This is a genomic window from Candidatus Nitrospira allomarina, assembly GCF_032050975.1.
Taxonomy (GTDB): domain Bacteria; phylum Nitrospirota; class Nitrospiria; order Nitrospirales; family UBA8639; genus Nitrospira_E; species Nitrospira_E allomarina.
Map to the genome: position 1 here is coordinate 2857161 of NZ_CP116967.1, position 23318 is coordinate 2880478.

Consider the following 23318-nt stretch of genomic DNA (forward strand, 5'->3'; position numbering starts at 1 on the left):
TTAAATCTGTGTTTTTAGGGCAATCAACCAGGAACAGATAAATGGACGTGTTGAAACAGAATATCGGTATTCTACGCGATCAGGATCCGATTCTTGCCGCTCAGATCCTTCAGGTACCAGGAGGAACCCTGTCGATCCAACCAGCTAAATCCGGAATGCCCACCGCGCTTGTCAACTCCCGATATCTCCATAGTGCGTATGATCCGGTTCGCGAGGCGGAGCGCTGGGCTGAAGAACGCGTGAAAGACTGTCAAGCAGGGGAAACTATTGTCCTCCTTGGCGTGGGACTGCTCTACCATGTGGAAGCCTTGCGTCAGATGTTGCCCCGTGACCAGGTCATAATGGTCGCCGTGCCGGATCTTTCTGAATTTGCGGATTGTGTCTCGGTCCGGGCGCTGGAAGGGTGGGGTGAATGGGTGATGTGGCTGACGGGTTCCACGGCTGATATGGCTGTCCAAGTGACAGAGAAAGCCAAGCGGGTGCGCGTTCTGAGCTACGAACCTGCCGCCACGGTTCATCGTGAGACCTATGAACACTTTCGTCTGCAGCTTCGTGAGCACCTCGCTCAACAATTAAGCGGGGCGCTTCACATCATGGTGGTCGGACCTATTTATGGCGGGTCGTTGCCGATCGCCCGATATGTGGTAAACGCATTGGAAGGCCTTGGACATCGTGTAAGTTGGGTGGATCATAGTCCTCATTACGCGGGATATCAAAATTTGGAAACGATCCGTGATCACCGGTTGCGGCTCACAGTTCAACAACGGATGAGTGAAACGCTGGCGGTGATAAGCCTTGCTCATGTGGCAGAAGATCCCCCGGATTTAGTGTTAGCCCTGTCCCAGGCCCCATTGACCATGGCCGTTTTAGAGCAAATGCGTCGAAAGAAGGTGCTAACGGCCATGTGGTTTGTGGAAAATTTTCGGCATTTAACCTATTGGCAGCAGATGGTGACGGGGTATGACTTTTGGTTTGTGATGCAACAAGCGGCCTGTTTGGACGCTTTCAGAAAAGCCGGCGCCAAACATGTCTCGTATCTTCCCTTAGCTGCTGATCCGGCCATACATCAGCCCATGACTTTGACTAAGGAGGAACAACAGGAGTTTGGCTCCGACGTCTCGTTTTTAGGAGCAGGGTATAGAAACCGGCGACATATCCTCCCATCCCTGGTCGGCCAAGAGTGGACATTTAAATTGTGGGGGAATGAATGGGACAACCCGGGGGTGTTAACGCGGGTTCTTCAAAGAGGAGGGGCGCGTATTGATACCTCCACCAGTGTGAAAATTTTCAATGCCACCTCGGTCAATATTAATTTGCATTCGTATACGGGAGACGGATTCGATCCCGAGGGAGATGGGGTGAATCCCAGGACATTCGAATTAGCCAGTTGCGGGGTATTTCAAGTGGTCGATAATCGCACCTTGCTTCCGGCCCTCTTTGATGAATCGATGATGGCGGTAATTAACAATCCGGATCAGCTCCTCCCAACCGTCCAAACCTATCTCCACGAACCAGCCAGGCGAGCGGCCATGGCTGAATTGTCCCGGAAGCGGGTATTAGAGGCGCATACGTACGGACATCGGATGAAGACCTTCTTAGGCGCCGTGGGTATGGCGAGCCCTGACCGGTTAGGAGCTATCCTTCAGGGAGACCGGCATGCTGAATCCTTAGTGGCGCGAAGTGGGAAGACTCCGGAATTAATTCCAATGTTGAAGCAATTTCCTCGAACCGATCGTGTGGAGTTGGTGGATGTGGCGAAAAACATTCGGAAGAAAGGGCCTGAAGCCCGGTTGAACCGTGAGGAACTACTGATTCTGATGATGGATGAATACCGCCAGGAAAAACGTGACTTTCTTTGAGTCCTTGTTGGGAAGAATTTTTACTACTGGCAATTCTTGTATGAATAAACAAGTCCTCATCATCAATATTACCCGGATGGGAGATTTGATTCAGATGGTTCCTCTGCTTGCGCGGTTGGAGGAAGAATGGCCTGGTGTGGCCATTGATCTAATTGTTGATAAAGAGTTTGCCCATGTGGCCAGCCTAATTCCTGGCATTCGACAGGTGTTGATGTTTGACTTTCAGCTGCTGATGGATGAAAGCCGGGTGCGAGCCCGCGATGTGGTAGCTCTTTACCAAGATCTTGCTCGTTGGGCACAGCCATTGCTCCAGGTTGGATACGATCGTGTGGTGAACCTCACATTTAATCGACGCAGTGCCTTTCTGGTTAAATATGTTGGATGTGCAGATGAGCGAGGAATGACCACGGCTCAGGATGGAAGTTTTATCGTGAAAAATCCTTGGATGAAATATTTCGTGGATTTTCATGTGTATCGGCAATTGAATCGCTTCAATATTGTTGATCTGTTTTCGCTTGGTGGAAGTGGGCCTGGAGCCTTTCATCCCATTCGCTTGCAAGTCCCGCCTCCGATACGGGAATGGGCGCGGATCTATTTACGGCAAGCAGGAAACCCCAATGAATGGATTGGCATCCAAGTCGGTGCAAGTGATCCGATGAAGGCCTGGCGACCGGAATATTTTGGCCAAGCGATGGCACACCTCAGTCAGCAACGACAAGTGGGGTTTGTCCTGATTGGCACGAAGAAAGAAGAAGCAGATGTTCAGGAGGCAATTCGGTGTTACCGCCAGGCGGGAGGCCAGGGAATCCTCTGCGAAGCGGTTGGGCAAACCACCGTTCCACAACTGATCGGATTGCTTGAACACTGTCAGTTGATGGTCACTAATGATACGGGACCCATGCACATGGCGGTGGGCGTGAATACTCCAGTCCTCAATGTGTCGGTGGGTCATGTAGATTTTTGGGAAACAGGGCCATTTGGGCCAGGAAACTGGGTGATTCAGCCGGATATCATTTGTGGGCCTTGTGGATTCGATAAGATCTGCCCGCATCACGCCTGTAAAGACCATATTATTCCTCGGGAGGTTGCTGAGCTCTGTTTGCATCTTTTAGGTGTTCGTCCCTTTCCCAAATTGTCCTCCCAAATTCGTGTTTATGAGGGCGGTGTCAATGAGGATCACTTAGGAACATTTATATTACGAGCGGGGACTGAAGACTCGAGAGTCGCCTGGTATGCAGAGTTTTGGCGTCAATATTGGTATGAATCTTTTACGGGTATCTCAAGCCGGGTTTCTAATTCCAACGGATCTCCACCTGATTTGCAGGAATGTGAGGAACTCTGGTGTTTCTTGGCTCCCCAGCTTAATCAGTTGTGTAGGCAAGCGGACATGGTCTTGGACCTCTGTCGACAAAGGCCTATTCCCGTTGATCTATTGAAGGAGGCGCAACGTCAATTATCAGTCGATACTTTGGCCATGCAGCAGGTGGCCCAATCCTCATTAGCCTTTGGTCCTTTAGCGATGGCCTTCTTCCGAGAGACATTTAGTTTGGAGGCTGCGACTCTCGCCGACATGGCCGAGGAAAATGCTCTGGCGTACCATGCGTTCCGAACCCGCGCGGGTGAAAATTTGACACAATTGGCCGAGAGGATTACTCATGATCCAAGGAGGATTCGATATGCGTGTGAAATTGGATGAAGACATTTGGGAGGTGAGTGATAGTGCTCAGTTAGGCCAAGTTCTAGCTGATTTGAGTGATCGGGCACAGGCTAAAGGGTGTTTGGTGACAGAATTGTTGGTTGGCAATCGAAAAATGACTGATCGGGAGTTGGTGTCTCCCACCCTGGCCAAAGTGGTCAGCACTTTTGGTTCCATCGCAGCGGTGAGTAAACGTTTGGAAAACATTGTGGAATATTCTCAAAAAACTGGAGATAAATTCGGACAACAGGTCCGTCTTCAAGGCCAAAGTTTTGTCATTAAATTTCGTCAAGGACATGGAAGTTTTCGGCAGTTAGACCAATGGTTTGGACAAATGGCGGATTACCTTGAGTGGCTGCAGGTTCATGAGTCTGTAGGCCTCAAGAAGCCTGAAGTTCTTGAAGAGTTGGCCTGTTGGGTCAATGAACTCATGAAGGCCCGAGAAATTGAAGATGTCGTTCGAATTGCAGACATGTTGGAATATGAAGTGCTCCCTCGTCTAGCTTTAAGCATTGCGCCCACAAGGTGAACGCGGGTGTCTTTCCGACCCAAAGCGGCTGGTCTGGCAGGTAAACAGGGGTTCATTGAGGAAAAATTATGGATGACGGGAAACCACCTCTCAAGTTTTTTTCTTGATGGTCGATACATACGAGTGAAGTTAAAATTGGTTCAATTCACAAACCCTAAGGAGGCCTATCGGCTCACCTGATTTACTTTCACCCCCAAAGGACGGATCCTTTGAGGCCCAGCCATCAAGGAGGAATGTATGGCACTTGTCGTTAACAACAACATTGCGTCAATCAACGCCCAACGAAATTTGGGCGTGAACAGTGCTCAATTGGAAGGGTCTGTCTCCCGTCTGTCTTCGGGTTTGCGGATTACCCGGGCGGCGGACGATGCGGCAGGATTAGGAATTTCGGAAACTTTACGTGCGCAAATTCGTAGTATTAATCAAGCGGTGAGAAATTCTAATGACGGCATTAGTTTGCTGGCGATTGCAGACGGTGGTGCGGAAGGTATCGGTAATTTGTTGGGTCGGCTTCGGGAACTCGCCGAGCAGTCGGCCAGTGGAATTCTTGGCTCCAATGAGCGGTCCTTCCTGGATCAGGAATTTGTCGCCCTCCGTTCCGAAATTGATCGAATTTCTTCTGTGACCGAGTTTAATGGAGTGAAATTATTAAGTGGAACGGATAACAATTCCTTGAGCATTCAAATCGGTTTCCGAAGCTCAGCGAATGATACGCTGTCCATCGCCCTCAATGATTTGACTACTAGTGCAATAGGTCTGACCTCGGTCAATGTGTCGACTTCTGGTAATGCCTTAAGCGCTCTTTCCAATATTGATAGTGCGATTAGTGCCGTCGCGACTGCTCGAGCGAATATCGGGTCCTTACAAAACCGGATTGATGCTGCAGTCGGAAATCTGCAGGTGGCTGGTGAGAATATCACCGCCGCTGAATCACGGATTCGTGATGCTGACATCGCCTTCGAAACAGCAAAGTTCGTCCGGAATCAAATTTTGGTTCAGGCGGGCACCTCAATTTTGGCTCAAGCCAATACGTTGCCTCAGCAAGCCCTTGCCTTGCTGCAGTAATCAGTCATAAGGAGAAACCGGGGCTAAGTCCCGGTTTCTCCTTTAAGAAAGTTGGGGTTAACCCATTATGATTTCAACACTTTCTGACAGCGCCTCTTTCATAAATATCTCAGTTGGAAATGAGATTCGCGTACGGGATGGACAAAAGCCCTTACCGGGGGATGCTCAGCGCCCATTCGAAAAAAAAGCACCAGTTTTTCCCACTGACTCTACTGAAAGTTACACGGTCAACACCCCATTAACAACTGCGCAGGTACAAGCGACCGTGACTCGACTCCAAGAATTATTGAAGCATGTCGATCCCCGTATTGAAATATCTTTAGAAAAGGATATTAATCAGGTTGTTTTTCGGGTCGTGGATCAAGAGTCCGGTGATCTTATCCGACAAATACCCTCAGAGAACATGATAGAACTTGAACGATTTATTACTGGACAGATCGGACTGTTTGTGGAAGAGGACATCTAAATCACAGTTCGATCCATTGGTTCTATTCATAAGGCGCAAGTCCAGACACATGAGAGACCGGGTTGGCCGCATGTCGATTTGGTGCCTCTTCACGGGATATCAAAAAATAAAGGCGTAGGACATGGCTATTAGTTTTGGTGGACTCGGTAATGGTGTCGATTTTGGGCCAATAGTTGACGCTCTAGTCCAAGCAAAACGGCTACCGATTGATGGGCTGACCACGCGTAAACTCGATGCACAAAAAAAACAAACCGAATTGGGCTTGCTGGGGGCAAAACTGGTAAGTTTTCAAGGTCTGGCCAGCAGCCTTCGCACTCGGGTGAGTTTTAATAAAAACCAAGTCAATGTCGCTTCTGCCAGTGCGCAGACTCCCTTGTCTGCGAGTGTGTCTTCGGCGGCGGCCCCAGGCACCTATCAGGTGACGGTGAATCAGCTTGCGTCCGCCCATCAAATTATATCTAAGGCCTCCACAGCGGTTTCCTCAACCGATACCGATATTGTCAGTGGAGCATCGGGGACTTTTCAATTTCAGGTGGGGAGTGGTGCGGTTCAAACGATAAATCTAAACGCGGACAGCACATTGGAAGATTTGCGTGCCGCGATTAACGATTTGGGTGCGGGAGTGAGTGGCTCAATTTTAAATACGGGTAGCGAGGGAACCCCCCAATTTCGTCTTGTCTTATCTGCGAATGAAACAGGAGTGGATCATACCATCACGATTGTTGCTGATGACACAACATTGAATACCGTTGCCACAGGAGTAGATACGTTTCAGTCTGCCCAAGATTCTGAAGTGGTTTTGGGAACGACGGATGTCGGAGCTGGTACCACGGCGATTACCATCAATCGATCAACGAATACCCTGTCAGATGTGATTGACGGCCTGACTCTTAATCTCCAAGCCATTGATACCACTAATCCTGTCTCCATCTCAGTGACCCAGGATAACGCAGCGGTTAAAGAAGCGATTTCCGAATTTGTAGCGGGGTATAATGATATTGTCTCCTTCGTGAATGAACGAACTTTCTATAATACAGAAACAAAAGAACGAGGAATTTTCGTTGGAGAGAGTTTGGCTCGTAATATTCTTGATAGAGTCAGGGAGTCGGTCTTTTCCCAAATCAGTGGTCTGACGACCTATACGGGAGTTTCCCGAATTGGATTCGAAACCCAAGCAACAGATGGGACAATCAAGCTCAACGAAGCAACGTTAGATTCGGCGTTGAGCACCAACTTTTCGGCGGTCCGGGACTTGTTTGTTAAGAACGTCACCACAGGGACAAATGGAATCGCTGAAGTCGTGGTCAATGCCATTGACGGGTTAGATGACATCGCGACAGGCTCTCTGACCATTCGGCAAAAGGCGTTGACAAAACAAGTAAATGATTTTACCAATCAAATATCTTTTAAAGAAGAAGCTTTGGCTCGATTTGAAGAACAACAACGTTTGAAATTTGCCAATTTAGATGGATTATTGGCCAGATTGCAAGGGCAGTTGAACCAGTTGCAAAATGCCTTTCCATCGATTAATCGCTAAAGAGAGGATGCTTGTATGATGGTTGGTGCTCAGTCGTATGCAAACACGCAAATCCAAACTGCGTCTTCTGTTCAAGTGATTGTGTTGTTATATGATGGGGCTATTTCTTCTATGAAACTCGCGCAAGAGGGGATGTCCACGTTAAATTATCAGGATAAGGCTCGTTTTCTCGATCGTGCCCTTCGAGTGATTGGGGAATTATCGGCCTCCCTCAATATGGAGGAAGGCGGCGGGATCGCGCAAGATTTACGTCGTATGTATGAATACATTCAATTTGAGTTGACTCAAGCCAATCTGAAAAATGAACCCCGCCGCTTAGAAGGCCCAATCCGGTGTCTGTCTCTTATCCGAGAGGCCTGGCTTGATTTGGCTGTTCAAGGTACTAAGCCTCAGGTGGTCGGGATATAACCACCGGTGCCGCATGTCTGATGCCGACTGTTTGTTAGAACAGCTTACCCAAGATGCCATAGAGGCAGCTCGACTTGGTCAATGGGATCAAGTCATTGCTCTCTATGATCAGCGCATGTCGCAGGGACCACCACAATCTCTTTCTTTGAAGGCCATTCAGTCCCTTGTGGAATCTGATCAATGGCTCATTGCCAGAGTTAAAGAAGTGCAAGGGGCAATCAACCAACAACTGAATGATATTCAAGATCAACGACGGAAATTAGGGGTTCTTAAGCGACAGTGGAGAGACCCGACAACCCCGGCTCGACATCTTCTGACCATCTGACTGTGGAAGGGCATGTTGAAAGGTTTGTCATGCGCTGCACCATGGGAATCTCGCCACAGAACAACCTCCAAATCTTTTCCTGACATGATGGAATTTCCCTGTCACAATTTTGACGAAGAGAGTCAAGGTACTCCTAATCGATAAAGAAAGAATTCCCCATGTTTCCTTCTGCCCTACATTTCTCTGGAAAAACCGCCGAAAAGAAAGATGCGCTGTCCAGGTATGACAATTGCGAGATTGCATTCCATAGGGATGAGATATCCATTTTTAGAGGATGCCACGGCTGGTTGTTTAGCCCTCTATTTAAGGGGACGACAGGATGACTCAACAATTAGCATCATCTGAAAAATCTTTGTCAGTATTGACAGAAAATTCTGTACAAAACGGGAAATTATTACATTCGCTCTCCAATAAATTGTTGCCTATTGTGGTGTTTTCCCAGTTAGCACTACGTCGGTGCGAAGATGAACAGCTGAAGCGACAATTGGAAAAAATTCATGGGGCTGCCGAACAAGCCAGGGATATTCTTTTGGAAATTCGCAGCCTTCAAGCCGCGAGGAATCCCTAATATGAAAGCTGTGTTTTAAGACTCCTTAGTGTTGGTATTCCTTTTGATTATGTGTGATGACAGGGCGATTCTTATAAAGGTGGCTTATGGATATCGTGGCTTCTGAGGATCGACGTCAAGATTGCCGTGTAGATGTGCCTGTGTGTCTGTGGGTTGAGATTCCTCTAGCCTTTTCTTATGAAATGATTGATCTTGATGGGGCAGAATTCAGCCAGTGGCAATGGGATGAGCTAGCGGTCTCCCCGGATTTAGTGAAAGCGATGGTGGATGAGAAGGACCTTACCATCCGTGATCCTTTACTCTTACAGATGGTCACGCGTATTGACTGGATGTTGACATCCATTCTCCGGACATTGGGAAAAGATAAAAATCTCAAGGGGGCCATTCCAGAATTAACGACAGTGAGCCTATGCGGTTCCGGAATTAAGTTTTATTCTGAAGACTCATATCCCCTTGATTCTTTTCTCGTTCTACGCCTCATTTTGCGGCCATTTATACCGATTCAGGCCGTTGGGAAAATTGTTAGGGTAGATGCTAAATCAAAAGGCAAGGAACAAGGATTTGAGATCGCGGTGGAATTCACCAAAATTTCTTCTGATGATCGCGAAGCGATTATTCGACACACACTTCGGTCTCAAGCCACCATTCAACGGCTTCGCCTCAAGCAACCTGTCGATTCCGTCCTTGACTAGGGCTCCAGTAATTTTCTGGTGTCTGGTGTCCTGTCTCGGGCTAATGGCAGGATGTCAGAGGCCCCCTGAGGTTCCCGTTTCTCCGACTTCATCGTTTTCATCCCCCATTCCCAATATACAACCGCCTGTTCTCAATCAACGGCATAGCGTTGCTATCCTTCCTTTGGAAAATATGAGCCCGTATTCCCACCTAAACTGGCTGGGCCGCGGACTTCAGGAAATGCTTGTCAGTGATTTGGCGCAATGGCCCCAACTTGAGGTGGTATCGCGAGATGCATTGGGTTCGGTATTACGGGAGCAATGGCTTCAACAAAGAGGATTTTCTTCAAGTGAGAATCCTGTCGGTCTTGGACGATTAAAAGGAGTACGGTATCTCATTCAAGGGAGAATTTATTTTCAGGAGAACACTCTCTCCGTGGATCTGCAGATTGTCGACGTAGAAACCGGGGTGGTCGTAGGCTCGGTCCACGCTCAGGGGGTAGAATCGGATATTCCTGGATTGGAGCAAGACCTTGTGACTCACCTCATTGGTGTGTTTGATCCTTCTTTTGATGGAGTTAACCGATTAATGATTGATAAAAGTTCGGAAGACCTGAAGCCGCCCCTTAGGGGGGATTCGGGAGTTGGCACGAAAGGGCGACAGGTGATTTTTCCCGAACCAAATTCTTCATCTATGGTATCTCATATTGATGCATTCCTATCATTGGAAAAGCTCACGTATCAGCGCAGGGAAGCGTATCAGTTAGCAGAAACGATTTGGGATGAGGGATATGTTATTGAAATGGGGCAACCCCTGTATCAGGATTGGCGCTTTTCGATTGCTCCCAAGAGGTCTGTTCCGGTCATGGCTATTCCTTTTTCATTGTTTTTCTCTCCACATCGGATTTCCGGCATATTCGACCAAGCGCAAAAGTCAGGAACCGATTTGGGGGGGAATGTAGATTCTGATGGATTTAAAACGACCCTAGATGAGAGTTCAGGAGCCCGGTCATTATTTATGGAATATTTTCAAAAGCCCCGGCGCGTTTTTATCCGTGCTCTTAACGAAAAGCAGGATGTGCTGGCGATTTATTCCGATTGGGGCTGGCGGACCGAACATAAATTTTCAATGCGAGGGAATCAAGGGGTATCCGTACCTATGTGGCCGAACCCGTTTGTCACCGGGCTCGTCAAATTCCCGGTTGATTGGGTTGAGCGGGAAAGGCAATTTGTGGCCTTTGATAGCGTGGTAGTTCCTGTGCCGGACGAGCACGTTCTTGTTGTGCTGGAGCCCATTGGAGAGCACAAAGCAGAGAACACCCCGATTTTGCCACTGGTTGATAGGGAAGACATGCTTCTTCAGGGATTAGAAACTCTTATCAAATCCAACTGGGCTCCTGCGGTAACGGAAGGGCTGCCAATGCGAGGATATCTCCCAGGTAATAAACGGACGGCAGTGGGTGTTGTCCATGTGCAAGCAGGGAAAATTGGTGACATCAAGTTTCAACATTGGCCGGATGATCCCTTTTTTCTTGAAAGCTTACAGGACCTTCAAATAAAGTTATTGGGGGCTTGCCTGGAGTGTCAGGATTCCGGTCAGGTTGTCCCCCATCTCCCCGATCCGGTTAAAACATTTCGCTTACAACTCACCCTGGTGAAAGACATTTCCGCCCTCCATCTTGGCAGTCGCTCTCACTGACCCGGCCCGCGATTTTCTCATTTTAATCGATCTATATGTGGGGCAACTGCCCTGTTATAGGCACTTAAACCGGTTGAATTAAAGTTGGCCAGTGCCGTCGTAGGGTTTCCTCGGCCGCTTTGGCTAGGATCTTATCAATGGAATGATCCTGGCTGAATACTCGCAGAGTGATCATTCGGGCTGGAAGATACTGAAGGTATTTTTGAAGGCTGTCTGTTTCGACCGTGCCTTTGGCCGGGTTCCAGACAAATATTTGAAAGTTTCCCATGTTGAGCAAATTAATAGGGCGAGGGTCCTTATGAGCAAAATCTACCCGAATATCTTGTTGACGATATTGAGTAGGTAACAATCGACGCATCCGGCTCAGAAAGACCTGAGGTTGAAAGGATGATGATGCCGGCTGAATGATGGGGAGCAGAGTGCTGAATGCCGTTTTCCACTTCACGTGTCTTCCGATAATTTGACTCCACTCCATCCCCAGTTGTCGTTTGTGTATGGAACGAGCGTGCTTCCATGAACGTACCGTTTCGATGACGTGCCAATCGGTTAAATGTAGATAATGAGGTAAGGATTGGAGAGGGTTTTGTTTGCACAGGATCTCCATGGTGGGTTGGAAAATTTCCTGAAGATGTATGTCGATCGCCCGTGTGGTGCGATGGTAGTAGACATTGGCATAGAGGTAAAGCCTGGCGTGTAAAAACATTTGTAACGCCGGCAGCCCTGATTGGTGGATCGTGAGTCCCTGTGAGGAAAAGAAGGTGTAATGAAGGAGTCGTTCAATATCTACAGGGCCAATGGCTACTCCGCACATGTAGGAATCTCTGAGGACGTAGTCGCAATTGTCCGGGGTATAAATTCCGCCAAGAAGAGGTTGTAAGGCGACGACCCATGGCGGGAGATGCTTCGTCGGTTTATGAGGATCCTTCAGAATAAGGAAGGCGATATGTTCTGGATCCAATTGTTCTCCTGGAGCAAATGGCCCGGACGGACTCCGACAAATCTTTTTGATAATCGGCCCCAGGTGGTCACGAATGATGTGTTGGCCGACCACCTCATGCGTGAGGTTAAATTGATGCAGGAAATGATGGTCAAAAAAATGGCAGAACGGCCCATGTCCGATATCATGGAGCAGGGCCGTTATACGAATAAATTCTTCCAAAAAATGACACGAAGGTACCTCGGAGACGGTTTGGCAAAGTGACGGGTAGAGGCGAGTCATAAATCGACCAGCCAGATGCATGGTCCCAAGGGAATGCTGGAAGCGGGTGTGCTCAGCGCCCGGATAGACCCAATGCGCACTCTGAAGTTGAAGAATATACCGAAGCCGTTGAACCCAGGGAGAATCAATCAAATCCTTTTCGGTCTGTTCTGTAGGATGAGGTTCTTGATAGGGAACGGTGATGGAAATATAGCCGTGAATAGGATCGGCTAGAAGCGAGACCCCATCAAACGGGGATGAGAGTGGTTCGGACACGGGCATGGGCTAAGCGGCTGTTCCTGAACTCAAGCTATCCCCTGTTGAGGGGTGCGGGGTTATCGGAAAATGCATGGCATAACAAGTATTCACGGTTAGATTGTGTTGATGTGACATGGTTGTTTTTGTTCTAGGAATTCTTGAGCCCTCGGTATCGGGTGATGACCCATCGCATGACGGGGTAGGCGATCAACGATCCGACAATCGACAGGGCACAAGCTCCAACGAGAAAAGGAATGAGATAGGGGGAAAGCATGTCAAAAATATTGTCCACCCTCATCTGATCCCACTCGATCGTGGCTGAGGAGGATGCGCCTATCAATAGCATTCCGGTATAGAGACTGGCAGCGAGGATTGGAATAAGTGTCCAGGGATTGTTGATCAATGACCCCAGAAAGAGCGCTAAAAAATTCAGCCGGAAGGCCCAAGCGCAGAATACCACGCTGGCGGTGTGGAACAAATAATGTGGTGCGAAGGCGATAAACACACCTAGAGCAAATGCCAAGGCTGTGCGGTGAGGAGTTTCCCGAAGATGTAAGACCTGAGTCAATTGTTGGCGGACAGACTCAAGCGTTACCATGGACAGGTTCCTAGCATTCTCTTACTTCGAAAAATGCACATAACTTTGAGATACCAATTTTTGGGTTCTGCCGTCCTGATGCGCTATTTGAACTCCTGAACCACGAGAGGTAATGACACCAATGGCAGTGGCACGAATTCGTAGTTGTTTGACGGCCAATTCCAGGCGATGTTGTTTCTTGGGAGACACGGTAAACAGTAATTCATATTCTTCTCCTCCATGGAGAGCCCAGGGTAGAGGATCTTTCCTCGTCTTTAACGCATATGCGATGAGATGAGGTGACATGGGAAGGCTGGCCTCCTGAATGAGTGCACCCACACGGCTTTGTTGGCACAAATGTTGGATATCTCCTGAGAGGCCATCAGATAGGTCCAAGGCGGCCGAGGCCAAACGGCGGGAAGACAGTAATCGTCCTAAGGCAATACGAGGAGTGGGCTGGAGATGGCGACCAACTAAAAACTTCATGGGTTGTTGCAATTTTGAACTCTTTCCGCGTGAAGGGTGATGGGTCAGATAGTCCAATCCTGCAGCTGAGTTCCCTAACGATCCACTGACATAGATGATATCTCCCTCCTGAGCCCCACCCCGCGTTAACGCCTGACCGGGTTTTACCTGTCCGAGTATGGTGATTGCCAGAAACAAAGAGGCATGTGATGCCGAAGTATCCCCACCCACAAGTTGAACCCCATGGGCTTTGCAGGGAACGGAAAGTCCACGATAGAGGTCCTTCCAGTCTCCATATCTCACATGAGAGGGAAGGGCAACGGCTACCAGGATATATGTGGGAATGGCTCCCATTGCGGCCATGTCGCTGAGATTGGCTACGGCTGCCTTGTAGCCAAGGTCAAAAAATGAAGAGGTCTTTTTGGAGAAATGAATGTTTTCAACGAGGAGGTCGGTGGATATGACGAGGTGGGCTGATGAGGGGTGGGCCAGAACCGCTGCATCGTCTCCCATGCCAATGAGGGTATGAGGACCGGGTGGGGAAAAACCACGAATCAGGGCGCGGATAAGTTGGAATTCCCCTATTGTTGACACGGGCGCCTGGCGGCGGGAAGGGGACATGATAAAAAAGTCAGCGTGTCTTGGTGATGGATTGTCGTAAAGGGCGACGGTTGACCGGGGAGGCAACTTTTTTTCGACGGCCGGATGAACTATGTCCATGAGTCGTTGACGGGTTCAAATCATGTCGATTTTTGGTGCGAAGGGCGACTTTGAGAACTTCCGACATATTTTCCACATAAATAAACTCAAGGCCTCGTAGTAGATGTTTGGGAATGTCATCGAGGTCTTTCTGGTTTCTTTTAGGCATAACAATGGTTTTGATATGGGCCCGTTTAGCGGCTAGAACTTTTTCTTTTAATCCGCCAATGGCCAGTATTCTGCCGCGAAGCGTGACCTCCCCTGTCATCGCCAAGTCCCGTTTGACGGGTTTACTGCTGAGACAGGATGCAAGGGCTGTCGCCATCGTTATGCCTGCCGACGGTCCGTCTTTGGGGATGGCCCCGGCCGGCACGTGAACGTGAATGTCCTGTTTAGCGAAAATGTCAGGATTGATTCCCAATGACTTGGCCTGGGAGCGAATATATGTCAGTGCCGCATGAGCAGATTCTTTCATGACGTCGCCAAGATGCCCTGTTAAGGTCAAGAGGCCTTTTCCTTTGATAACCGAAGCCTCGATGTACAAGACATCTCCACCGGTTTCTGTCCATGCGAGTCCAGTTGAGACGCCGACTTCATCTTTTTCCTGTTCCTGATCCGGTACGTATTTAGGAACACCGAGGTAGTGATGGAGGTTTCGGGGAGTGACCTGATAGCGTTTGATCTTTCCTTCGGCAATGCGTTTCGCCACTTTTCGCATGACATTGGCCAACTCACGCTCCAGATTGCGGACCCCGGCCTCCTTGGTATATTGAGAAATGATGCGCGCCAGGCACGAATCGGTGATGAGTAAGTGCTCTTGTGTGATTCCGTGTTCCTCCAACTGACGCGGGATCAGATACCGTTGAGCAATGCCAAGCTTTTCTTCCTCCGAATATCCTGGTATTTCAATGATCTCCATTCGGTCCCGTAGTGCAGAGAGAATGGGATCCGTCAAATTTGCGGTCGTAATGAACATGACTTTGCTCAGATCAACGGGGACTCCGAGATAGTGATCGACAAAGGCATGGTTTTGTTCCGGATCGAGCACCTCCAGCAAGGCAGCCGAGGGATCCCCGCGAAAATCGGTTCCAATCTTATCAACTTCATCTAGCATGAACACGGGGTTATTCGTCCCTGCCTGTTTGATCCCTTGGACAATCCTTCCTGGCAATGCTCCAACATAGGTTCGGCGATGTCCTCGAATTTCGGCTTCGTCTCGTGTTCCACCTAAACTCATGCGAACGAATTCCCGTCCCATGGCACGGGCAATCGACTTACCTAAAGAAGTTTTGCCAACTCCAGGAGGGCCCACAAAACACAAGATGGGTCCTTTCATTTTGTCTTTGAGTTTGCGCACGGCGAGATATTCCAGAATTCGTTCCTTGACCCGTTCAAGATCGTAGTGATCCTCCTGCAGCACCTGGTTTGCCTGGGGGAGGTCGAGGTTATCCTCAGAATGACGGTTCCAAGGTAATTCAACTATCCATTCCAAGTACGTTCGGATCGTCCCGGCCTCGGCCGTATCCTGGTGTGTTTTTTCCAGACGTTTCAGTTGTTTCTCCGCCTCTTTCAGGACCTTGTCCGGCATGCTGGCTTCTTGTATTTTTCGACGAAATTCGGCCACTTCTTCAGATCGGTCATCGAGTTCTCCCAACTCTTTCTGGATCGCTTTGAGTTGTTCGCGAAGGAAGTATTCCCGCTGCGTCTTATCCATTTCCCCCTTGGCTTCAGCTTGGATTTTCTGTTGCATGGACAAGACGTCCTGCTCATTACTCAGGATTTCATTCACTCGCCTCAGGCGGAGAAGAGGATCGTCAATTTCGAGGACTCCCTGAGTGATCTCGATATTGAGCCCAAGATTGGAAGAGATAATGTCTGCCAGACGTCCAGGATCGTCAAGATTTTCAATGACGGTGAGCACATCCGGCATTAACACTTTTCCTAATCCGACAATTTTTTCCAAGGACTCTCGGGTGGAGCGAACGATGGCTTCTTTCTCCAAGGAAGGTAGCGCTGTGGATGATTCCGTCAATGTTTTGATGCGGGCGGAGAAAAATGGATTGGTTTGGGTAAATTCTTGAACCCGGGCTTTTGTGAGGCCCTGCACGAGTATTTTGATACGGGCATCCGGAAGTTTCAGCATGCGCATGATGACCCCGACCGTGCCTAATTGATAGAGGTCTTGGGTCTCTGGCACTTCCACGTCTTGATTTTTTTGAGTGGTTAAAAAGATTAAACGATCGGAGGAGAGAGCGGCTTCAATGGCTTTAATGGACATGTCGCGCCCAACAAACAGGGGGAGCACCATATAGGGAAAGACGACAATGTCCCGTACTGGTAGGAGGGGTAATTCCTCGGGGATCTGTTCAATAGACGGTGCGGGTATCTCCGGATAGTCTTCAGTCATCAGTTTCATTTCTAACGATGAACGAATGGGTTCATCAAGGAATTGGTCAAAATGGTGGACAGTGTTTCTTTCAATCTCTTCATCGGAAAAGGAGACTTGACCAGACAGAGCAGAGATATCTTCGGACCCATTGTGAACGTTACGATGGTCCCGGCTGGCACAGCCAATGCCGAAGATTGCTTGGGGTTAGGAATGGGTCTCTGAATGAAATTCCATTATTCGTTGTTTAAGAAAACCTACATGATTTTCATTGATTTTGATACTAGGAGAAGGTGAAAAATGTTGTCAAGGTTTATGCGTGCTCCCTTCTTGGGGTGTTTCTGAGAATAGCACATGCCTAAGATGTTGCCTTTACAAGGAATCCTATCAAGAATATAATCTGGCACCTTGATCCCAACATGATGATTGTCTCCTCATTTCTCTGGCTTCCCCCCATTACCACCAGCATCTCTAAGGTTTAACTGTTGGGGACCAAATTGAAGGGGCAATTCTGCTGTCCCGCTGACCATACAAATTTTTTGTGATACACCCTTCTGGTTTCTTCCATCGCTTTAGAGATGCCCAATGGATCTAGTGTTGCCTGGGTCACTGGGTCTTGGGCACAAGATGAGGCGTTCCGGGATTTCTCTCTTTCCTTTTGTCAGCCTTTTTCTCCTTGTTGGCCTTCTTGTGGTAGGAACACTTTCGTTTGAGAGGCCGGTGTTGGCCCAATCTTCCCAGTCCCATATCGAGGTCATTGAAATTGAAGGAAACCAGCATATTGAAGACCTGGCAATTTTAGGAAAATTATCCATCAAACCAGGTGATGTATTTACCCAAGAGTCCATTCGGGAACAAATTCAGCTTATTTATGGGATGGGGTTTTTTGAGGAAGTCGAAGTCTCAACCGAAGTCAGGGCCAATGGAGTCCTGGTGGTCTTTCGTGTGAAGGAAAAGCCGTTTACGATCGAAGTGGTGTTTGATGGGAATGAAGAGTTGTCAGACGATAAACTGAACGAAAAAAATACCGTAAAAAATCAGGTGTTTTTGGATAAAGAACAGGTAAAGATTTCTGTAGAAAATTTTCGATCGTTGTATCACGACAAGGGCTTTTACCATGCTCAAATTATTCCTATCACGGATATGATCGAGAACAATCAAGTACGATTGACCTTTTATATCGAAGAGGGGAGTCAGGCCCATATTCGCACAATCGTATTTGAAGGCCGTAATGTCATCCAGAAGAAGGAATTGACGTCCTTTATGGCCAACCGGGAATATTCCTGGCCCTGGTCAATTTTTTCGGATGCCGGCATCCTTCATCGGGATGAGCTGCCGAATGATGTCGAACGGATTAAAGAAGTGTATCTCAATAAAGGCTATTTAGATGTCCAGGTGGGGATGCCTCGCATGGAGTTGGATGAGAAGAAAGAATGGTTTACTTTGGTCTTCCCGATTGTCGAAGGAGAGCCCTATGTGGTGAGTCAAATCGAGTATACCGGAAATACGCTCTTTTCTGATGCAGAATTGCGGGAAGGATTGATTATTGAGCCTGGTGAAGTGTTTCAGCGTGCAAAAATCCGTGATGAGATTACCCGGTTGACGGATTTATACGGCAGTCGTGGTTATGCGTTTGCCGAGGCCAATCCTTCGGTAGAGCCTGATCCCCCCACTCGGAGCACTCGAATTGGTTTTTCCATTGAAGAAGGAGAAATGGTCAGAATTCAAGATATCCGCATCACCGGGAATAATAAAACGCGGGACAATGTGATCCGGCGTGAATTGCGGGTGGATGAACGGGATATGATCGATTCCCCGGCAATAAAACGAAGTTTCGAACGTCTGAATAATTTAAATTTTTTTGAAACTGTGGAAATTCTTCCCAAACAAATTGCTCCAGGAGAAGTCGATTTAGAGGTTAAAGTCAAGGAAAAACCTACCGGCTCCTTCAGCATTGGCGGAGGGTTCAGTACCTTGGACCAATTCACATTGATTGCGGATATTACCGAGGGAAATTTATTCGGGCGTGGGTATTTAGCCAGGATTCGAGGGCAGGTAGGAGGACGGCGTACTCTGGGAACTATAACCTTTCGAAATCCGGCTATTTTTGATACCTTAACCTCCGGCCAGGCAGATTTGTTCAGCTCGCGAACCAATTTTCTGACGTACCTTGAAAAGAAGCAAGGGGCCAATCTGACGTTTGGTCGGGGTTTTTCTGAATACCTGACGGGTACCTTTACCCTGGTAGCTGAGAAGATCAAGATTGATGATGTGGAATCGGATGCCAACGATCTCATTAAAGACCAGGAAGGCACGCAGTCCACGACCGGGTTCCGTGCCTCTTTATTCAGGGATTCGCGTGATTATTATTTAGACCCCCGGCGTGGCACTCGAATCGGTGTCATCGCGAGTTTTGGAACGGATGCCCTTGGGGGGACAAATAATTTTTATAGTGCATCGTTTGATGCCATGAAATTTACCCCCTTGCCATTTTGGGATTTTCGTCATTCTATTCGGGGACGGATTGGATACGGAGACGGATTTAATGGTTCGGATTTCCCCATTCCGGAGTTTTTCTATGTGGGAGGCATCAACACCGTGCGGGGATTTAAATATGGTCGTGCCGGGCCGGTGACCGATAGTAACGATCCTGAGGGTGGCAATAAACAAATCATTATCAATAATGATTTGATCTTTCCGGTGTTGCCAGATGCCAAGTTGAACGGCGTCATTTTCTTCGATTATGGAAGAGGATTTTCACAAGGAGATAAATTGGATTTTGATCTTCGAATGGCTGCAGGTATGGAGGTGAGGTGGATTTCCCCATTTGGTCCTCTTCGGGCGGCGTATGGCCGACCGATCGATGGCCCAAAGGATGACAGAAAGTGGGTATTCGAGTTTTCCGTGGGATCGGTCTTTTAGATAAGTTTGCACCAAGACCACGTGGGATGGCGAGGGGGAGGAGAGAACATATAATGAGGAAGACAGGAGTTGGGGGTATCGGAGGGTGGATGACTTTGGGAAGTCTGGTCCTGAGTTTTGCCTGGGGTTGCACGGCTATAGCGCCCAACAATCCATCGGATCTCCCGGTCGGCGTTGTTGATCCTCAGCGGATATTGGCTGAAACGGTCAAGGGGAAACGGCTGTCGGATGCGCTGAATGCCTTCATGAAGGATCGGCAGACACTTGTGGAATTAGAGCAAAAGGAATTGCGTAAGTTGGAAAGTGAATTGATGGCCCAAAGTACGGTGTTAAGTCAGGAGGCCAGAGATCGGAAGGAAGAACAGTTCAGGGAAAAAATGGCCGGGTATCAGCAAAAGGTAGCCGATTTAAACAGAGAAGTCCAAGAAAAACAACGCGAATTGCAAAACGAATTTCGTCTCCAGGTGCAAAAGGTGGTAACGGAAGTTGCCGGTCAGCGTGGCCTGGGCTTGGTCTTAGAATATGGTGTGAATTCAGGCACGTTGTTTTATCAACCCGGCCTGGATATTTCTACTGAGGTTATTCAGGCGCTGGATCGGGAGAGCGGAGAGATTCGCATACCCTAGTCAAAGGGTGGCTCATGGTCATAAGGGACCAATAGTGCCAGAGTAACATTGAGAGAAAGGGGTCAGTATGGCTGAGAGCGAGTTAGATATTCTCCAGATTCAGGCATTACTCCCACACAGGTATCCCTTCTTGTTAGTGGATCGGATCCTTGAATTCCAAGATGGGACGCGGATTGTGGGCATTAAAAACGTCACGGCCAACGAACAGTTTTTTCAAGGGCATTTCCCAGGGTACCCCATTATGCCTGGTGTGTTACTTCTAGAAGTGATGGCACAGGTTGGCGGGGTATTGGCCAGAAAAACGGCGATGGGGACGGGGCGCCCCACCGTTTTTCTCACCGGAATTGAAAAAGCCAAGTTTCGTCGACCGGTCGTTCCCGGCGATCAATTGCGGGTTGAGGTGGAGGTGATCCGGAGAAAAGATCCTTTTTGGAAGATGGCCGGGAAAATCTTGGTCGAGTCCTCCTTAGTCTGCGAAGCCGAAATGACCGCCATGGTCAAAGTCGAAGAAAGTGAGGCCTAGCTACAGGCAACAGGATTGTTGCGCGAAGTCTGGCTTTGAATTCATGTTCAACGCAATAAAGTGAGAATTTGATGAATATTCATCCCACAGCAATTGTCCATCCCAAAGCTACAATAGGTGAAGATGTCGTCATCGGGCCTTATTGTGTCGTGGGGGAACATGTCACGATTGGAGATCAAACCGAATTAGTGGCACATGTGTGTATAGAGGGGCATACGGACATTGGCCGGTGCTGCCGGTTTTTCCCATTTGTGTCTATTGGAACCCCTCCGCAGCATTTGCAATATAAAGATGAGCCCACCAGAGTCTGTCTCGGGGATCATAATATTGTTCGTGAGAATGTGACGATTAATCGAGGGACAGCTTTTGGAAGCGGAGTGACCAGAATCGGGCACCATAATTTTTTCATGGCCTATACCCATGTGGCCCATGATTGCGAGCTGGGTAATTATATTGTGATGGCCAATGCGGCAAACTTAGCCGGCCATGTCTCAGTGGGAAATTCTGTCGTGATCGGAGGCTTAGTCGGGGTGCACCAATATGTACGGATTGGTGAATATGCGATGGTGGGAGGGTGTTCCGCCTTAGGACGGGATGTCCCGCCGTTTGTGCGTGCGGCAGGAGGTTATCGTGCACAAATGTTTGGGCTGAATACGATTGCCTTGCGACGCCATGGGTTTTCCGGGGCACGTATGAATACCTTAAAGGCCGCATTTGAACTCTTATTCCGACAGGGACATCGCCTGCAAGAAGCCATTAAACTTGCTCGTAACGAGTACGGGGAAAGCACAGACGTCATGACGTTACTCACCTTTTTGGAAAGTACCAGTCGCGGGATCTGCCAGGTCTCCTCACGGGAGTTGGATGATGAAGAGGAGTAAGGCTGGGGCTGACCTGGTGCGAAGGGTATGATTTCTCCTGAGCAAGGTGAGCGGATTGGACTGATTGCGGGGAACGGGCGCTTTCCGATTATTTTTGCCGATAATGTCCGGCGGTTAGGGTTTTCGGTTTCCGCCATCGCGCATGTGGGTGAGACTCTTCCGGAACTTGAATCCCATGTGGATCGCATTCATTGGCTCAAGGTCGGGCAGTTTAGTAAGGCCCTGGCGGCATTAAAGGGTGATGGCATCCGCCAGGCCGTCATGTTGGGTGGCATCCACAAAACGCATGTTTTTACGGCACTTCGGCCGGACCTCCGGGCTTTGGCCATTTTTAGCCGTTTGAAACATTGGAAGGACGATGCGATCCTCAGGGCGGTGGCTGGAGAATTGGAGCGGGAAGGAATTGAGATTCGGGAGTCTACGTTTGGCCTGGAAGGCATTCTGGCGAAAGAGGGCAATCTTGCCCACAGGAAACCAACGAGCAAAGAGTGGGAGGATATTCAATTTGGTTGGGATACCCTGGAAACCTTGGGAAAGTTAGATATTGGGCAATGTGTCCTGGTAAAAAATCGTGTGATTGTCGCCGTTGAAGCTGTTGAGGGAACGGATGGGACCATTACTCGTGGAGGGACACTTGGTGGCAAGGGAACCGTGGTGGTCAAACGCACGAAACCGCACCAGGATCTTCGGTTTGATTTGCCGGCTGTTGGTCCTCAAACCATTCAGTCCATGGTCGCGGTAAAGGCTTCAGTTCTCGCGATTGAAGCCGGGCGCACCGTCGTTCTTGATCGGGAAGAGATGAGTGCGAATGCCAGATCAGCGAATATCGCGATTGTGGGAATTGCTCCGACTGGCCCTTTGCAGCATGCCGCGTCTTCCGATGCTCCACCACGGTAGGGGGACGGGTTCCCCATCGTGGTGTTTCGTGTGGTGTAACTGGAACCGCAGTTTCTGTTCTCCTTTTCAGCGACGACCGATCCCTACATGACACAATCCTTACGAGTTGGGGTGATTGGTGTTGGTCATTTGGGCCGACATCATGCTCGCATCTATGGAACCCTGCCTTCTGTGACCTTGGTTGGGGTCGCTGATACCGATACCTCACGCGGGCATCTGGTGGCGGATGAATGTGGAGTGTCGTATTTCCAGGATTTGGACGAGCTGCTGTCATTGGTCGATGCGGTGAGTGTGGCGGTCCCCACCTCGGCACATGGGGTGGTGGTCACGACCTGTTTGCAACGCGGGTGCCATGTTCTGGTCGAAAAGCCAATTGCCAGCCATGTGTGGGAAGGTGAGCAGTTAGTCGACCTGGCGAAAGCCCGGGGGACCATACTGCAGGTTGGCCATATTGAACGATTTAATCCGATCGTGGAAGTGATGCGTCCTCTCGTGAGTCAGCCCGGCTTTATTGAATGTCATCGTTTAAGTCCTTTTCAGCCTCGAGGAACCGATGTCGATGTGGTACGGGATCTCATGATACATGATTTGGATCTGTTGTTATCCTTAGGGTTGGGTCCTATCCTGCAGGTGGAGGCGAGAGGCATGCCGGTGTTTACCGATCTGCCCGATATTGCCAATGTGCGAATTCTCTTTGAAAGCGGGTGTCTGGCGAATTTGACTGCCAGCCGCATCTCGACTGGACGACTGCGAAAGATCAGAGTATATCAACGGGATCGCTATCTCTCGGTTGATTTTGGTGGAAAAGAGGCGGTGATGAACACCAGGAGAAGTTTGGAAGGTGGAACGTTTGAAGTTGAAACGCAACATATCAAGGGTGATGAAGGCGATGCCCTGACTCGTGAATTGGGTTGCTTCATTCAATCGATTCTGGGAAATCCTTCCGCCCGAGGTGTCTCAGGAGAAGAAGGTGTGGAAGCTCTGCGAGTCGCAACCCAAGTGGTCTCGCTCATTCAACAACATGCCGGGCACTCGCCACGGTAATCCGCGTCAGGGCGGGCTA

The 23318-nt window shown here is 49.0% G+C and carries 21 protein-coding genes; 17 read left to right on the forward strand and 4 right to left on the reverse strand.

Annotated features, from left to right (window positions below; all coding sequences use genetic code 11):
• The first annotated feature begins 41 nt into the window (after positions 1-41).
• The 11 genes from PP769_RS12700 (at position 42) to PP769_RS12750 (ending at position 10823) form a co-directional block, all read left to right on the forward strand.
• A complete protein-coding gene (locus PP769_RS12700; protein WP_312640653.1) occupies positions 42-1859 on the forward strand; it encodes a glycosyltransferase family protein in 1818 nt (605 codons plus the stop codon).
• A gap of 40 nt (positions 1860-1899) precedes the next feature.
• Positions 1900-3555, forward strand: coding sequence for a glycosyltransferase family 9 protein (locus PP769_RS12705; RefSeq protein WP_312640655.1), 1656 nt, complete (start codon positions 1900-1902; stop codon positions 3553-3555).
• Positions 3536-4084, forward strand: a complete 549-nt coding sequence (locus tag PP769_RS12710) for a hypothetical protein (RefSeq protein ID WP_312640657.1) — start codon at positions 3536-3538, stop codon at positions 4082-4084. The genes PP769_RS12705 and PP769_RS12710 overlap by 20 nt, the downstream gene beginning before the upstream one ends.
• Positions 4085-4321: 237 nt before the next feature.
• Entirely contained in the window at positions 4322-5149 is an 828-nt protein-coding gene (locus PP769_RS12715; RefSeq protein ID WP_312640660.1) for a flagellin N-terminal helical domain-containing protein, read from the forward strand.
• A 67-nt stretch (positions 5150-5216) separates the two neighbouring features.
• Positions 5217-5615 carry a flagellar protein FlaG gene (locus tag PP769_RS12720; RefSeq protein ID WP_312640662.1) on the forward strand — a complete coding sequence of 133 codons (399 nt, stop codon included), beginning with the start codon at positions 5217-5219 and terminating at the stop codon, positions 5613-5615.
• 121 nt (positions 5616-5736) lie between these two features.
• Complete coding sequence (gene fliD, locus PP769_RS12725; protein WP_312640664.1) at positions 5737-7152, forward strand: flagellar filament capping protein FliD; 1416 nt, start codon at positions 5737-5739, stop codon at positions 7150-7152.
• Between the two features lie 15 nt (positions 7153-7167).
• Complete coding sequence (gene fliS, locus PP769_RS12730) at positions 7168-7560, forward strand: flagellar export chaperone FliS (protein WP_312640666.1); 393 nt, start codon at positions 7168-7170, stop codon at positions 7558-7560.
• Positions 7561-7573: 13 nt separating this feature from the next.
• Entirely contained in the window at positions 7574-7885 is a 312-nt protein-coding gene (locus PP769_RS12735; protein WP_312640668.1) for a hypothetical protein, read from the forward strand.
• A gap of 319 nt (positions 7886-8204) precedes the next feature.
• Complete coding sequence (locus PP769_RS12740; protein WP_312640670.1) at positions 8205-8453, forward strand: hypothetical protein; 249 nt, start codon at positions 8205-8207, stop codon at positions 8451-8453.
• Positions 8454-8539: 86 nt separating this feature from the next.
• Positions 8540-9145, forward strand: a complete 606-nt coding sequence (locus PP769_RS12745; protein ID WP_312640673.1) for a PilZ domain-containing protein — start codon at positions 8540-8542, stop codon at positions 9143-9145.
• Between the two features lie 172 nt (positions 9146-9317).
• Positions 9318-10823, forward strand: a complete 1506-nt coding sequence (locus tag PP769_RS12750) for a CsgG/HfaB family protein (protein WP_312640675.1) — start codon at positions 9318-9320, stop codon at positions 10821-10823.
• Positions 10824-10887: 64 nt separating this feature from the next.
• Here the strand turns inward: PP769_RS12750 and PP769_RS12755 are convergent, their stop codons facing one another.
• From PP769_RS12755 to lon, 4 genes are all read right to left on the reverse strand, one after another.
• Positions 10888-12303 carry an HD domain-containing protein gene (locus tag PP769_RS12755; protein ID WP_312640678.1) on the reverse strand — a complete coding sequence of 472 codons (1416 nt, stop codon included), beginning with the start codon at positions 12301-12303 and terminating at the stop codon, positions 10888-10890.
• A 124-nt stretch (positions 12304-12427) separates the two neighbouring features.
• On the reverse strand, positions 12428-12877 hold the full coding sequence (locus PP769_RS12760; RefSeq protein WP_312640680.1) for a DUF2062 domain-containing protein: 450 nt from the start codon (positions 12875-12877) through the stop codon (positions 12428-12430).
• 21 nt (positions 12878-12898) lie between these two features.
• Positions 12899-13942 (reverse strand): thiamine-phosphate kinase, encoded by a 1044-nt coding sequence (gene thiL / locus PP769_RS12765; protein ID WP_312640682.1) that lies wholly within the window; start codon positions 13940-13942, stop codon positions 12899-12901.
• 10 nt (positions 13943-13952) lie between these two features.
• Positions 13953-16427 (reverse strand): endopeptidase La, encoded by a 2475-nt coding sequence (gene lon, locus PP769_RS12770; RefSeq protein WP_312640684.1) that lies wholly within the window; start codon positions 16425-16427, stop codon positions 13953-13955.
• A gap of 564 nt (positions 16428-16991) precedes the next feature.
• On the opposite strand from lon, the gene bamA reads away from it, so the two are divergent.
• From bamA to PP769_RS12800, 6 genes are all read left to right on the forward strand, one after another.
• The gene (gene bamA / locus PP769_RS12775) at positions 16992-19328 is read left to right on the forward strand and encodes an outer membrane protein assembly factor BamA (protein WP_312640686.1); all 2337 of its coding nucleotides are present in this window, start codon (positions 16992-16994) and stop codon (positions 19326-19328) included.
• Between the two features lie 53 nt (positions 19329-19381).
• Entirely contained in the window at positions 19382-19954 is a 573-nt protein-coding gene (locus PP769_RS12780; RefSeq protein ID WP_312640688.1) for an OmpH/Skp family outer membrane protein, read from the forward strand.
• A gap of 67 nt (positions 19955-20021) precedes the next feature.
• The gene (fabZ, locus tag PP769_RS12785) at positions 20022-20477 is read left to right on the forward strand and encodes a 3-hydroxyacyl-ACP dehydratase FabZ (protein ID WP_312640690.1); all 456 of its coding nucleotides are present in this window, start codon (positions 20022-20024) and stop codon (positions 20475-20477) included.
• Between the two features lie 71 nt (positions 20478-20548).
• Complete coding sequence (gene lpxA / locus PP769_RS12790; RefSeq protein ID WP_312640692.1) at positions 20549-21358, forward strand: acyl-ACP--UDP-N-acetylglucosamine O-acyltransferase; 810 nt, start codon at positions 20549-20551, stop codon at positions 21356-21358.
• Between the two features lie 27 nt (positions 21359-21385).
• Positions 21386-22255: an LpxI family protein gene (locus PP769_RS12795; protein ID WP_312640697.1), complete on the forward strand. Its 870-nt coding sequence runs from the start codon at positions 21386-21388 to the stop codon at positions 22253-22255.
• Positions 22256-22342: 87 nt separating this feature from the next.
• Positions 22343-23299 (forward strand): Gfo/Idh/MocA family protein, encoded by a 957-nt coding sequence (locus tag PP769_RS12800; protein WP_312640698.1) that lies wholly within the window; start codon positions 22343-22345, stop codon positions 23297-23299.
• Positions 23300-23318 lie beyond the last annotated feature (19 nt).